General features: G+C 38.5%; 11 protein-coding genes. 9 read left to right on the top strand and 2 right to left on the bottom strand.

Annotation, left to right across the window (positions count from 1 at the left end):
* Positions 1-329: 329 nt before the first annotated feature.
* Positions 330-2,012, top strand: a complete 1,683-nt coding sequence (gene mobR / locus L3V46_RS12945) for a phenol degradation transcriptional regulator MobR (protein WP_239045906.1) — start codon at positions 330-332, stop codon at positions 2,010-2,012.
* Between the two features lie 176 nt (positions 2,013-2,188).
* Here mobR and adeS read toward each other — a convergent pair whose 3' ends face one another.
* On the bottom strand, positions 2,189-3,286 hold the full coding sequence (adeS, locus tag L3V46_RS12940) for a two-component sensor histidine kinase AdeS (RefSeq protein WP_239045905.1): 1,098 nt from the start codon (positions 3,284-3,286) through the stop codon (positions 2,189-2,191).
* Positions 3,276-4,007 (bottom strand): efflux system response regulator transcription factor AdeR, encoded by a 732-nt coding sequence (gene adeR / locus L3V46_RS12935; RefSeq protein ID WP_004721351.1) that lies wholly within the window; start codon positions 4,005-4,007, stop codon positions 3,276-3,278. The genes adeS and adeR overlap by 11 nt, the downstream gene beginning before the upstream one ends.
* Before the next feature lie 136 nt (positions 4,008-4,143).
* Here adeR and L3V46_RS12930 point away from each other — a divergent pair, with 136 nt between their 5' ends.
* The 8 genes from L3V46_RS12930 (at position 4,144) to L3V46_RS12895 (ending at position 13,611) form a co-directional block, all read left to right on the top strand.
* Positions 4,144-5,388, top strand: a complete 1,245-nt coding sequence (locus L3V46_RS12930; RefSeq protein WP_081407388.1) for an efflux RND transporter periplasmic adaptor subunit — start codon at positions 4,144-4,146, stop codon at positions 5,386-5,388.
* On the top strand, positions 5,385-8,501 hold the full coding sequence (locus L3V46_RS12925) for an efflux RND transporter permease subunit (protein ID WP_096733836.1): 3,117 nt from the start codon (positions 5,385-5,387) through the stop codon (positions 8,499-8,501). Before L3V46_RS12930 ends, L3V46_RS12925 begins: the two co-directional genes overlap by 4 nt.
* 890 nt (positions 8,502-9,391) lie before the next feature.
* Entirely contained in the window at positions 9,392-10,249 is an 858-nt protein-coding gene (locus L3V46_RS12920; protein WP_239045904.1) for an energy transducer TonB, read from the top strand.
* A gap of 41 nt (positions 10,250-10,290) precedes the next feature.
* Complete coding sequence (locus L3V46_RS12915; RefSeq protein WP_239045903.1) at positions 10,291-10,887, top strand: biliverdin-producing heme oxygenase; 597 nt, start codon at positions 10,291-10,293, stop codon at positions 10,885-10,887.
* A gap of 31 nt (positions 10,888-10,918) precedes the next feature.
* Positions 10,919-11,344: a YbaN family protein gene (locus tag L3V46_RS12910; RefSeq protein WP_239045902.1), complete on the top strand. Its 426-nt coding sequence runs from the start codon at positions 10,919-10,921 to the stop codon at positions 11,342-11,344.
* Between the two features lie 17 nt (positions 11,345-11,361).
* Positions 11,362-11,799, top strand: a complete 438-nt coding sequence (locus L3V46_RS12905; RefSeq protein ID WP_004820653.1) for a transcriptional repressor — start codon at positions 11,362-11,364, stop codon at positions 11,797-11,799.
* 276 nt (positions 11,800-12,075) lie between these two features.
* Positions 12,076-12,597, top strand: a complete 522-nt coding sequence (locus tag L3V46_RS12900) for a sigma-70 family RNA polymerase sigma factor (protein ID WP_239045901.1) — start codon at positions 12,076-12,078, stop codon at positions 12,595-12,597.
* The gene (locus L3V46_RS12895; protein ID WP_239045900.1) at positions 12,598-13,611 is read left to right on the top strand and encodes a FecR domain-containing protein; all 1,014 of its coding nucleotides are present in this window, start codon (positions 12,598-12,600) and stop codon (positions 13,609-13,611) included. It begins immediately after the preceding gene.
* The last annotated feature ends 522 nt before the right edge of the window (positions 13,612-14,133 follow it).

Genomic DNA, 14,133 nt, shown 5'->3' with positions numbered 1-14,133 from the left:
TCCAAAAGTCGTGCCAACTTTAAAATTTAATTAAAATTCAATTATTTATTATTTTTTGCTCATGAGGATATGAAGTACGACAGCATTATTTTCATCAAATAATGAACCTAAAGAGATGCTGATTTCATCAAAAGATGAAACAGTGATTTTGATGGGGGAAGGTCGAGTTAATGTTTATAAAAACCAATAACGACTTGATATCGATTAAAATAAGAACAATATACCTTAAAGGTATGAAAATATAAGAAAAGGTAGTGAAGCTTTTGGGTCAGAATTAGGTAATATCAAGATTGCATTCACAAAGACATATAGCCAAGGATGGATATATCATGCCCCCAGCCAAAGATGTGAAGGTATATAAAAAAATACTGGAACAGAACAAAGATATTCAAGATTTACTCGATAAAATCGTTTTTGATGCTCAACACGGACAAATCTGGTTTGATGAAAATCGGATGTTATTAATGCATACCAGTATTCTGGGCTTTTTAAGAAAAGATCTCTATCAAATGCTGGGGCTTGAACGCACTAAACGCTTTTTTATTCGTTGTGGTTACCAAGCTGGCATGCGCGATGCAGAAGTAACCTCAAAACTACGACCAAATTTAAATGAAGCAGAAGCTTTTATGGCTGGACCGCAAATGCATGGCATCCGTGGCATGGTACAGGTTGACGTCAATGAGCTGCATTTAAGTCATGATTTAAAACAGTTTTATGCTGACTTTAATTGGCTTAATTCATTTGAGGCAGAGGTGCATTTAAGTGAATTTGGTGCTTCAGATCAACCTGCTTGTTGGATGTTATTGGGCTATGCCTGTGGCTATAGCAGCTTTGTCATGGGGCAGACCATTATCTATCAAGAGACACATTGCGTTGCTCAGGGTGATGAGCATTGTCGAATCATTGGAAAGCCGTTGAGTGAATGGGAAAATGCCGATGAGTTGATTCGCTTTATGTCACCCGATGCTGTCTCGGATGAAATCATTGCCTTACAGGCGGAACTCAATCAATTAAAGAAAAATATCTATACTGATGCTGAAAGTGATTACACCATGTTTAATGCGGTAGGCGAGTCGGTCGCCTATCGCAAAGTCTGTGATCTACTTAAAAAAGCAGCAGGGAGTAAAGTCGCAGTTTTATTACAAGGTGAAACAGGCGTTGGCAAAGAAGCATTTGCACGTGGTATTCATAATGGCAGTCAGCGCCAAGCGCAACCATTTGTGGCAGTGAATTGTGCCTGTATTCCTCCTGATCTGATTGAGTCAGAACTGTTTGGGGTGGAAAAAGGCGCATTTACTGGTGCGGTTCAATCTCGAATGGGAAAATTTGAACGTGCTCATGGCGGAACAATTTTTCTAGATGAAGTGGTTGAGCTTTCACCGCGTGCACAAGCTGCGTTATTACGAATGCTGCAAGAAGGTGAATTTGAACGGGTAGGAGATAGTCGCACCCGCCAAGTCGATGTCAGACTTGTTGCTGCGACCAATGAGGATTTAGAGCAGGCCGTTAAAGATGGAAAATTCCGTGCAGATTTATATTATCGCTTAAATATTTTTCCTGTGATTATTCCGCCGTTACGTGAGCGAAGAGAAGATATTCCCTTGCTGATTAATCACTTTTTGGCACGTTTTGAAAATATGTATAACAAAACTCTAAAAGGGCTTAGTGATAAAGCAAAAAACTTTATGATGAAATATGATTGGCCTGGCAATATTCGTGAGCTGGAAAACTTGTTGGAAAGAGCCACCTTACTGACCGATCATCAACAGGAAATTAAATTGGACAGTTTGTTTCCTCAACATAAAGATTTAGAAGCAGTGAGTGAAACGGCACAACCGGTGATCAATGTAGAAGATTTATTTAGCGAGAACTTCTCTTTAGATCAACTTGAACAAAATATTATTCGTAGCGCAATGGATAAAAGCCAGCAGAATGTCTCAGAAGCTGCCCGTATGCTTGGAATTAGTCGAGCAACATTGGATTACCGTTTAAAGAAAATTACGTTAGGTTAAAATCAAATTGGTCCCAATAAGCATAGACCAATAGCCATAGAAATGTGCTTGGATAGCGCTTTGATCAGCTTCAGGCCGCTATGTTATCTGTCTATAGTTGTTGATAGCTATCAATTTAAAACAGATGAGTTGAATGCTTGTTTCAATGAAGTCAATTTTATACTTGGATGTTGATCTCATATTTTATTTAAATTTAAATCGTCGGGCTTAAATAAAATACTAAAACAACTTCCTCCTAAAGCTTGTGACTTGGAATATTCAATCCGACCTTCATGTGCGATCATAATTGCATTGACAACAGATAGACCTAAACCACTGCCACCATTCTTTTTGCCTCTGGATTCTTCAAGTCGATAAAACGCATCAAATATAAAGGGAATATGCTGATCTGCGATACCGGGTCCTTGATCTTCAATGGTTAAAACCAAACCTTCTGATTTTTTTTGGGTGCTAATCCGTAAAATCCCTGCCTGTGCATAACGAATTTCATTTTCAAATAACGCAATTAAAATCTGTTCAAGCCGTTGTCGGTCAAAAAAGCAGGCTTGATCTGATAGATCGGTTTCGATGATTAATTTTGCTTGATCAAAACGGTCTTGAAGTAAATTTACAGATTGTGTAATGACGTCAGATAGACAAACTGACTCTAGGTTAAGTCGAAGTTGTTGATTATCCGCAAGACTTAGGGTTCTTAGATCTTCGATTAAAAATGACAGTTGCTCAACTTGATTGAGCAAGTTTTTTAATAGGGCTTTATCTGGGGTGAATATATCGTCAAGCACGCCTTGTAAGCGACCTTGTAAGATAGTCACAGGTGTTCTTAATTCATGTGCAATTGCGGCATTCCAAATAGATGCATTGTTGACTGAGATTTCTAGTTTTTCTGCCATACGATTAAAGTCATTGATCATCTTTGTGATTTCAGCGACAGAAGAGGGATTGTCCAATTGTGCTCTTACGGAAAGATTGTCCAAACTAATTTCTCTTGCTGCAATGGCTAAAGAATTTAGCGGGGCGATAAAGCGTTGCGCTAATTTTAATCCTAAATAAACAGAAGTTAGTGAACCGAATAAAGTCACCAATAAAATCCAAGTGAGATCAACAAAATTAAATGACCAGTCTTCGGAATTTAATTGTTCAAGTGAGACCAATTTAAACTCAATGGCGACAAAATAAGTTAAATAGCCAAAAATCAAGGAAAAACAAGTGGTCAATAAGCTCACTTTGGCCATGGTGATAATCAGCTGGCGGCTAATTCCGATATTATTTTTCATCATTTTGCCTTAAACGATAGCCAACACCACGGACATTGATCAGTAAGTCAGTTTGATGATGATCTTCCAGTTTTTTACGTAATTTACTGATGTGACTGTCTACAGTACGCTCTAAGGCATCACCATCAGGCAAGCAATGGTTCATTAATTCTGATCGGGTAAAAACCTTGTAGGGCGCTTGCGACATCAACGCAAGAATCTTAAATTCCGTTAAGGTAAGGTTTAACAGTGCTTTCGAATGTTCTTTGATAATGTATACACAAAGTGTTTCTGTATTAATTTCAATTGATTTAAAGCTAATGATTTGGGCTTTCGCCTGAGATGACATTGCACTTCTTCTCAATACTGCCTCAACTCTGGCAATAATTTCATTTGGATTAAATGGTTTTACCACAAAGTCATCAGCGCCGATTCTAAGTGCTGTGACTTTATCCACCTCTTGATCTAATGCGGTCAGCATAATCACAGGCGTTTGTTTGGATTGACGAATATGATTTAAAACTTCCCAACCATTTAAGATCGGCAATTTCACGTCAAGAATCACCAGATCAATCTGTTGTTGCGCATGTATTTCGATGGCTTGCTGTCCATTAAGTGCTCTAAGCACATTGAAGCCATTTTTTTTCAGATAATGCTCCACAATATCACCGATATCATAATCATCTTCAACGACTAAAATTTGTTTACTGGCTGGATCAGACGCAAAAGAAATATTGCCCATCGCTGGATACTTTAAAATGGATACAGCACCATCATAATTTATTTTTAGTGGTTATATCCACACAATCTCCACACTTTAGTGACGCTAAGTACACAAATATTGCCAATAATCGTCATATCTAGAACTCTGGGTGCAGATGATGCCTAAGCCTTATTTTTTTATTATTTTATTGGTTGTTTTAAGTGGGAGTGCGTTAACTGGATGTAATCGCTCAGGAAATGCTGAAGCAGAACAAGCACAGCAGGCTGCACCAGCCAAAGTCAGTATTTATACCGTTCAACAGCAAGATATTCATTTGATTGAAAACTTACCTGCACGTGTACAAGCCTATCGAATTTCAGAAATTCGCCCACAAGTTGGCGGAATTATTGAAAAGGTGCTGTTTACCCAAGGCAGTGAAGTTAAGGCTGGACAACCCTTATTTAAGATTAATTCGGAAATTCTTCAAGCCGATGTCAATAGTAATCAGGCTTTATTGGCAAAAGCACAGGCCGAAGTGGTGCGTTTAAAAACGCAACAGGAGCGATATCGACAACTGCTTCCTTCCAATGCCATTAGTAAACAGGAATTTAATAATACGGAAGCTGCTTATCAACAGGCTTTGGCCGAAGTTGCTCAAACCAAGGCAGCATTGGCACGACAAAATTTAAACTTACGCTATGCGACTGTACGCGCCCCGATTTCAGGTCAAATTGGTAAGTTGCTGGTAACCGAAGGTGCATTGGTCAGTACCAGCGATACCAATCCAATGGCTTTGGTGCATCAGTTAGATAAAGTCTATGTGGATGTTAAACAATCAATTTCTGAATATGAGCAATTGCAAGATCGTTTGAATGATGGTTCGTTATTACAACGTGGTGGTGCTGAGGTTAGCATATCCAATAGTCAGGGTAAATTGTATCCAGTCACAGGAAAGATTTTATTCTCAGATACCAGCGTGGATCCCAATACCGGTGACGTGACTATCCGTGTGGAAGTAAATAATCCTCAACGGAAATTATTGCCAGGGATGTATGTCAGAGTTGGTTTAAACAGAGCATCACAACCCAATGCCTTACTTGTACCTGAGCAAGCCGTGCAAAGAGATATTTCAGGTCAAGCACAACTGTTGATTGTAAAAGCAAATCAGACTGCAGAAACACGTCCAGTGAGTTTAGGACAGTTATATAAAGGTTTCTATGTGGTGAATAGTGGAATTAAAGCAGGTGAAAAAGTCATTGTTGAGGGGCATGATCGAATTCAACAGCCAGAACAGCCTTTAAAAATAACCCAGTGGAAGTCGCAATACACAACCGGTGTTGGGACTTTACAAACGCAAAATAAGGGCAGTGATCAAAGCACTGCAGGTCAGTCTTCTCCGAATACAGGAGAAAAATTATGATATCGCAGTTCTTTATTAAACGACCAATCTTTGCTTGGGTAATTGCACTCTTTATTATTCTGTTTGGTGTCTTAAGTATTCCAAAGTTGCCGATTTCTCGTTTTCCTTCAGTTGCACCACCTTCGATTAGTATCTATGCAACCTATCCGGGAGCAACACCAGAAACCTTGAATGATAGTGTTGTCACCTTGATTGAGAGAGAGTTATCGGGAGTAAAGAATTTACTTTATTACAGCGCCACCTCAGATGCCAGTGGTCAAGCGAGTATCACCGCCACATTTAAACCGGGGACTGATCCAGAGTTGGCTCAGGTAGATGTGCAAAATAAACTAAAGTCTATCGAACCGAGATTGCCACAATCGGTTAGACAGCAAGGCCTGATTGTTGAAGCGGCATCTTCTGGATTTCTGATGATGGTCGGAATCAACTCACCAAATGATCAATTTAAAGAAATTGATTTAAGTGATTATTTGGTTCGAAATGTGGTTGAAGAATTAAAACGGGTTGAAGGGGTAGGACGTATCCAATCCTTTGGATCTGAAAAGGCCATGCGTATTTGGATAGATCCAAACAAACTGGTGTCTTATCAGTTGTCGATTAAAGATGTCACAAATGCCATTCAAGCACAAAATACGCCGATATCTCCGGGAAGTGTCGGGAGTTTGCCTGCGGTCCAAGGACAGATGATTACACTGCCATTAACGGCTGAAGGGCAGTTAAGTACAGTTGAAGAATTTCAAAATATTACTTTGCGTGCCAACCAGAGTGGCGCACAAGTCACACTGAAAGATGTTGCACGAGTGGAGCTTGGGGCGCAAACCTATAGTTTTTCTATTTTAGAAAATGGAAAGCCAGCAACCGCTTTGGCGATTCAAATGAGCCCAGGCGGGAATGCAGTCAAGACCTCTGAAGCGGTCAAAGCAAAAGTTGAGGAGCTCAGTAAAGTTTTACCAAAGGGAATGCAATATTCGATTCCTTATGATACTGCACCGTTTGTTAAGATTTCGATTGAAAAAGTAATCATGACATTGCTGGAAGCAATGGTGTTGGTTTTCCTTGTTATGTATTTATTTTTACATAACATTCGTTACACCTTGATTCCTTCAATTGTTGCACCGATTGCACTTCTAGGCACATTTGCGGTGATGTTGATCAGTGGTTTTTCGGTCAATGTTTTAACCATGTTTGGTATGGTTTTAGCCATCGGTATTATTGTCGATGATGCGATTGTGGTGATTGAAAATGTGGAACGTATCATGGCAACGGAGGGTTTATCACCTGTTGATGCCACTTCTAAAGCAATGCAAGAAATTACCAGTCCAATCATCGGGATAACCTTGGTACTGGTGGCGGTATTTTTACCAATGGCCTTTGCCAGTGGTTCGGTCGGGATTATTTATAGACAATTTACCGTGACCATGGCGGTATCCATTGCATTCTCAGCATTTTTAGCACTGACCTTAACTCCTGCACTTTGTGCAACCTTGTTAAAACCGATTGAAGCCGATCATCAGAAAAAGGGCTTTTTTGCATGGTTTGATCGCTTTTTTGACCGCGTCAATAAAAAGTATGAAGCAATTTTAGTGAAATTGTTGAAACACATTTTTACTGTGATGATTGTATTTGTTGTTCTGACAGGTTTCTTATTATTTGCGTTTAAATCGATCCCAACCGCTTTTTTACCTGAAGAAGACCAAGGCTCATTTATCACCTCATTTCAATTGCCTGCAGATGCCAGTCAAGAGCGTACATTGACCATTGTAAAATCATTTGAGGAACATTTAAAAAGCAGAGAAAGTATTAAAGAAAATGTCTCTGTACTCGGGTTTGGCTTTAGTGGTTCTGGTAATAACACAGCCATTGCCTTTACAAATTTAAAAGATTTTAAAGACAGAAATACCTCAGCTGCAGATGAAGTTAACGCTGTAAATGCGGCCATGGCAGACAGTGCAGAAGGTACGATTATGTCTGTTTTACCGCCTGCAATTGAAGAAATGGGAACAACTTCGGGCTTTACTTTACGTTTACAAGATCGCGGTAATCTTGGAATGCAAGCTTTGAATGAGGCACAAGCACAGTTAATAGGTCTTGCAGCAACCAGTAAAAAACTGGCTTATGTTTATCCAGAGGGTTTACCGCCAGGTAGTAATGTCGATTTAAAAATTGATCGGAATAAGGCAGAAGCTTTAGGTGTGAATTTTGCTGATGTGACAGACACCATTTCATCTTCAATGGGCTCAATGTATGTCAATGATTTTCCAAATCAGGGACGAATGCAGCAAGTGATTGTTCAAGTCGATGCCGATTCACGGATGAAAGTTACTGATATTCTAAATTTGAATGTGGTTAATAAGACTGGAGCACTGGTTAAACTGTCTGAGATTGTAACACCTGTGTGGACACAGTCTCCGCAGCAATACAATCGCTATAATGGACGACCATCATTGAGTATTGCAGGGGCAGGCGCAGAAGGGGTTTCTTCAGGAGTAGTGATGAAGGAAATGGAGCGATTGATTGAGCAATTACCAAAAGGAATTGGTTATGAGTGGACAGGGCAATCCTTGGAGGAAAAACAGTCCGAAGCACAAACCAATTTTTTATTGGCATTGTCAATGTTAGTGGTTTTCCTCGTCCTTGCTGCCCTTTATGAAAGTTGGTCGATTCCATTGTCGGTGATGTTGGTTGTACCTTTAGGTATGATTGGTGCAGTGGTTGCGGTATGGATCCGAGGGATTCCCAATGATATTTTCTTTAAAGTGGGTTTAATTACCATCATTGGATTATCTGCAAAAAATGCCATTTTGATTGTTGAATTTGCCAAAATGCTAAAAGAAGAAGGAATGACTCTGATTGAAGCCACTGTTGCGGCTGCCAAACTTCGTTTAAGACCGATCTTGATGACATCCTTGGCTTTTACCGCTGGTGTGATTCCATTGGTGATTGCTACAGGCGCAAGTTCTGAAACTCAACATGCGATTGGTACAGGGGTTTTTGGTGGTATGGTCAGTGCGACGATACTTGCAATCTTTTTTGTGCCAGTATTTTTTGTGTTTATCCTCAGTGCTGTTGAGAAATTACGTGGCAAAGCTTTACCTGTACGTAAACTGCCTTAAGCGCTCTGCGTTAAGCTTTTAATTTTAAGTCTTGTGTTTTGTAGAGGATAAAGCATTTGTCCTCTACAATATTTCTAAGCCATCCATTGCATTCATTTATAGTCAACCTATCAAAAATCCGACCAAGAATATAATTTTTCTGAATTGATATATTTAATTAAATCAATTACATGTGAAACTAACTATATGATTATAAAAAAGCTTGCAATGCCGCAGCCTACATTCAAAGTTTAAATTACTTTGCGTAGGCGATGCCTCACTTTTCAGAGATGAAAAGATGACAAAAATCTTCCGTTGGGCGAGGGGTACGTCCTGTACCCCCGCCCAACAGCGACATCCATGTCGCCCCACGGTAGGATCACCATCTATGATTCAAAAACACAAAAATGAATTGATAACCAACAGTTTCTAAGAGTTCATACAAAAACATAAGCTTCATTTATGATCAATGACTTGATAGAAGTCACTTGTATGAATAATTAGGTGGTGTGACAATAAATGCCCTAATTATTCTTCCCATTATTTTTATCTCGTATTGTTTTCTTTAGATATACAGTTCAGTTGTTTTAACTGCATTATTTATATAAGTTTATTTTTTACATTTAAATAAATACGTTCAGTAGCCCACTGTTTTATCGTCAAATTATCCCCTCTAAACCATTCTTATTTACATTTAATTACATTTCTCATTAGGCATTTTTGCCTTCTCATTCGTCTATATAGATAAAGGCAGTGTTTTTTAAATTCACGGCAATTGATCTGATAGACGAAGCAGGAAGGATTCATGAACAGTACAACGCAATACAATAGATTGAGCAGGCAGGAAAAACACAGGATTTTATTCTGCACTCAGCAAATGCACTACATTTATTTGCGCTGTATCTAAGTCTATGTCTGCTGTAATTCTCGCTTCAAATGATAAGCAAAAATACTCTACGCTTTGTGGGGTAGTGATCAGTCATATATTGTTGTTATGGTCTTTGTCTTATTTAAAAACAGATGTTCGTATTGAATCACATTCACCTGAAAATGCGATTCAAATTCGTTTTATCAGCTTGAACAAAACCGATGTTGTACAACAAAGCAGTACAAAGCTGCAGACGGCATCAGAGCAAGCTGCAACGCAATCAAAAGCACAGCCTCAATCTACAGTAGCAACAGCGGTACAACATCAACAACAGGTCAAAGTGATACACAGTACTGAGTCAAAAAAGTTGAAGATGGATCAAACAACACAACAGACAACAAAAGCACAAGAAAAAAAACCAACCGATCAACAGACGGAAAGTAAATCTGAATCAAATCGTCAGTCAACGCAAACATTCACTGAAACAAAATCATCTACGAATACTGAACAGACTGCTACAGGTCAGTCAAATGAGATAGCCAAACGTGCAGGCGGTGAAGCAGGCAAAGACAATAAAAAAGAACAAAACGCTGCCTCTGCTTCTCAACCACAGCAACCGCTTCCCGTGAGTCGGGTCGATGTACTCAGCTTTGGCAAGTTTAATTACGATGATCGCGAATTGCAAAACCAGCAGCGCTTGTTGGTTCTCACCATCAAAATTAATCCACAAGGGCAGCCGATAGATGTCAGAGTAAAGCAAAGCTCAGGCATGAGTAGTTTGGATGAAAGAGCTATACAAGCTGCACAAAAAGCAAAATTTAAACCACATATTGTCAATGGTGAAGCATTGGCAATCGTGGTGGATTTTCCCATTCAGCTTAAGCTTGGTCGTAATCGCTGATTGGATCATTAAACAATGAAAGGGTTTATTTAGGAGTTTTTATGAACGCATCAACAGAAAAAGTGATCAGCAGTAGTTTAATGCAACGCTTGAAACAAGAAACACTGGCAGAGCATGAACGTATGGAAATCTTGATGCAGCAATCAGGCGCGTTTGAGAGTAAAGAAAATTATGCGCAATTCACCCTGTCGCAATATTATTTTCAGAAAGATGTTGAACATCTTTATCAAGATTCACAGGTTGAACAATTGATTCCCGATTTAGATGTGCGTGGGCGTTCCGATGCAGCTTTACAGGATTTAACTGATTTAGGTTTAACGCCTCAGCAGCAGGGTATTGCGACCGATGAAATTAGTTTTCCACAATCTTTGGGGTGGATTTATGTTTCAGAAGGTTCAACCTTAGGCGCAGCATTTTTACTCAAAGAGGCTCAGGTTAGATTCGGCTTTAATGCTGATTTTGCTGCACGTAACTTAGCGGCATATCCAGAGGGTCGTGGATTAGTATGGAAGCGTTTCAAGCAAACCCTAGATGATGCAAATTTTAGTTTAGAGGAACAGCAATTGATTATTGAGGGGGCTATGCAAGGCTTTCATCGTTTTGGTGAACTTTTAGCACAATTAAAAACACTGAAATAAATAATTGATGATGGATAAAGGAAATCAAGCAATGAAGCAAACAGGGTCAGAGACCAATCTAAATACCAGTATTTCTATGTCGGAGCCGAGACTGGCGAAGTCATGGTTGGTTCGCTGGATCTGTATTGCACTGGCAGGGTTATGTCTCGTCTTAGGGACGATCGGTTTGGTGGTTCCTGGTTTGCCTACGTTTGATTTTTATTTTCTTGCGACGTTATTTGCTGCAAAGGGTTCGCAGCGAATGCATCAGTGGATTGTCAATAATAAAGTCATTGCCCCAATTTTACAGCAATGGCAACTCAAACGAACTTTGCCCGTAAAAGTAAAACTGTTTTCTTTGGCCAGTATGAGTGTGGCTGCTGGCATTTTAATTTGGACTGTGCCTCATCCATGGGCAGTAGGGACCATTATTATAATGATGGTTTGTGTGCAATTATGGATGTGGTTAAAAGCATAAATGAGGATAATCTTAGGATGGAAATCTTTGAATATTATAAAAATACTGAAGAACTTAAACGCTTGCTGTTGCAAGCAAATTTAAAAGTAACTACAACACGATTAACTGTACTGAATATTTTAAGAAATGCACAACGAGAGCTGACAGCAGCCGAAATTTTGTATAGTCCAGATTTAAAAGTGAAAAAGTTATCTTTTGCTGGTGTCTATCAAACCCTGAAACAGCTTGTTAAAGCAGGATTGTTGGTTAAATTTAAGCTGGGCAGTGAACAAGCATTATATTCATTCAAGGGAAGTCAAACCAATATGAGAATATATTGTAAAAAGTGTAGTCAGTTGCAACAAATTAATGATGAGGCTTTAGAACAGCAAATTCGAGGACTTATTTTAGAACATGGTGCAAGTTCATACCATCTGGTTATAGAAAAACCCTCTTGTCCTTATTGTAGTCATTAAAACAACATGCAAAAGGGTAGATTATTTTATGATAAAAATATCCATAAATAATAAATCGGAATTTAAACTGAATGATAACCAAGATATTGAGGTTCAATGGGCATTAACTATTGATAATTTAGCTTTATTTTTAAGTATATTAAATGATCAAATAGAGCATAAGAATGTACATGAACTAAAAAATAATCATATATACGGGGATTTTCTCTCAGGGTGCCTTGACATTTAAATGATAATTATTATCATTTAATAGACCATCAAAGAGTTGATCCTATTGTGAACAAAAATCCTGCATTTGTAGATCAATTGTACCGTAATCACCAATCTTGGTTGCATCAATGGCTTAGAAAAAAAGTAGGCAATAGTGAGCAAGCCGCAGATTTGGTACAAGATACGTTTATTAAAATTCTGCAAACGCGTGATGAACTTTTTGGAGTAAAAGAACCTCGTGCATATCTGGTGACTATTGCCAGAAATTTAATGATTGATCAGGTGCGCCGTAAGCGCATAGAGCAAGCCTATCTGAATGAATTAAGTCAGATGGAATATATTCTGGATACAATTCCTTCACCAGAAGATCAGCTTCAGGTTGTTCAAGCGATTGACCAGATTTGTCAGGCTTTGATACGCGTCTCTGAAAAAGCACAACAAGCTTTTGTGCTCCATTATTTTGAAGGTTTAACCCATAAAGAAATTGCAGAAATCATTGGTGTTTCAACCAAGATGATTCAAAAATATCTAGCAACGTGCCTTGTGCAATGCTACGCATTGAAACAAGAGAAGGATTTGTTTGAGTAAATGATTGAAGAAGAGAAGAGTAAGCAAAAATTAATCGAAGAAGCAGCGGAATGGATTGTGCTGCTGAGTACCGATGATGACTTACTCAAAAGAACAGCGCAAACAGATTTTGATGCTTGGAAAAGCAAGAGTCCACAACGCCAAAAAATTGCTCAAGATATCGAGCAATACATTACTTCGATTCAAAAACTGGTGCAGAATCCACAACAACAGAAAATGACCCAATCTGTATTAAAAACAGGTTTGCATAGTGCCCGCAAGCAAAAAAATATGCGCTATGGTGGAATTTTGACGGTGATATTGTGTTGTGTAGGGGGTATTTATAGTTATTTTATTTATCATCCAGTGTCATATCTAACCGCTGATATTAAAAATCATGCGGGAGAATGGAAAACCCAAACCTTAGCAGATGGTTCACAACTTAAACTCAGTGGTCAGAGTGCGGTTAATCTAGACTTCTCAGCAAATCAGCGTGTTGTGGAGTTGGTTCAAGGGGAAATATTTGTAGACGTAGCCAAAGACAAAGCCCGTCCTTTTATTGTCAAAACCCAACATGGTCAAATTGAAGCATTGGGAACTGCATTTAGTGTTCAATATCAGCCAGACGCGACTGGGCTTAAAATGCTACATTCCAAAGTGAAAGTGCAGTCCTCGAAACAAGAGTTAGATCAAACCAAAGCATCTTCTGTGATTGTGACAGCAGGGCAAGAAGTCATACTTGATCGAAATGGTATACAACCTATACATACTTTTAATTTATACAATGAACAGCAGAAATGGAATCAACGGCATTTGATTGTTGAAAATATGTCTTTGTCAAAAGTGCTAAATGAGTTGAATCGAAACAGCAAAGAAAAAATTATATTTAACGCTGCAAAGTTAGAAAAAATTAAGGTCAATGCTGTATTGCCTTTAGATCATACCGAAAGTGCATTGCAATTATTAAGCAGTGTATTCCCTCAGCTAAATGTCTATCAAATCACCCCATATTTCACAGTTGTGACTTTGCAATAAACAGCATGATTTAAGCACTTGGTTTGAATCATGATGTTTAGCTTTAAATTAGGCCTAAATTTTAGGATAAAATATGATCAAACTGTCTAATTATTCATACAAGTGATTTGCATCAAGTCATTTATCCGAAATGAAGCTTATGTTTTGTATGAACTTTTAGAAACTGTTGGTTAACAATTCATTTTTTGTGCTTTTGAATCCTAGATGGTGATCTTACCGTGGGGCGACATGGATGTCGCCGTTTGGCGGGGGTATAGGACGTACCCCTCGCCAAACAAAAGATTTTTGTCATCTTTTCATCTCTGAAAAGTGAGGCATCGCCTACGCAAAGCTATTTAAACTTTGAATGTAAGTTGTGGCATTGCAAACAATTTATTTTTCCATGCAATTGATTTAATTAAAAATATTAATTAAGAGGAATTATATTCTTGTGTCTGACCTTTTGAAAGGTTGACTATATATATCGTTTTTAAAAATGATTGATAAATATGACAAATAATAATTTTGTTAAAATAAAAGATA

This window comes from Acinetobacter sp. AG3 (assembly GCF_022343575.1).
GTDB classification, from domain to species: Bacteria; Pseudomonadota; Gammaproteobacteria; order Pseudomonadales; family Moraxellaceae; genus Acinetobacter; species Acinetobacter guillouiae.
Note: the sequence above shows the minus strand (reverse complement) of the source record. Positions and strands in the feature narration are given on the sequence as shown.

Coding starts and splice junctions, on each gene's coding strand:
- adeR (WP_004721351.1), bottom strand. CDS start 4,007: ATGGGCAATATTTCTTTTGCGTCTGATCCAGCCAGTAAACAAATTTTA.
- L3V46_RS12930 (WP_081407388.1), top strand. CDS start 4,144: ATGATGCCTAAGCCTTATTTTTTTATTATTTTATTGGTTGTTTTAAGT.
- adeS (WP_239045905.1), bottom strand. CDS start 3,286: ATGAAAAATAATATCGGAATTAGCCGCCAGCTGATTATCACCATGGCC.
- mobR (WP_239045906.1), top strand. CDS start 330: ATGCCCCCAGCCAAAGATGTGAAGGTATATAAAAAAATACTGGAACAG.
- L3V46_RS12905 (WP_004820653.1), top strand. CDS start 11,362: ATGGAAATCTTTGAATATTATAAAAATACTGAAGAACTTAAACGCTTG.
- L3V46_RS12920 (WP_239045904.1), top strand. CDS start 9,392: ATGTCTGCTGTAATTCTCGCTTCAAATGATAAGCAAAAATACTCTACG.
- L3V46_RS12915 (WP_239045903.1), top strand. CDS start 10,291: ATGAACGCATCAACAGAAAAAGTGATCAGCAGTAGTTTAATGCAACGC.
- L3V46_RS12925 (WP_096733836.1), top strand. CDS start 5,385: ATGATATCGCAGTTCTTTATTAAACGACCAATCTTTGCTTGGGTAATT.
- L3V46_RS12910 (WP_239045902.1), top strand. CDS start 10,919: ATGAAGCAAACAGGGTCAGAGACCAATCTAAATACCAGTATTTCTATG.
- L3V46_RS12895 (WP_239045900.1), top strand. CDS start 12,598: ATGATTGAAGAAGAGAAGAGTAAGCAAAAATTAATCGAAGAAGCAGCG.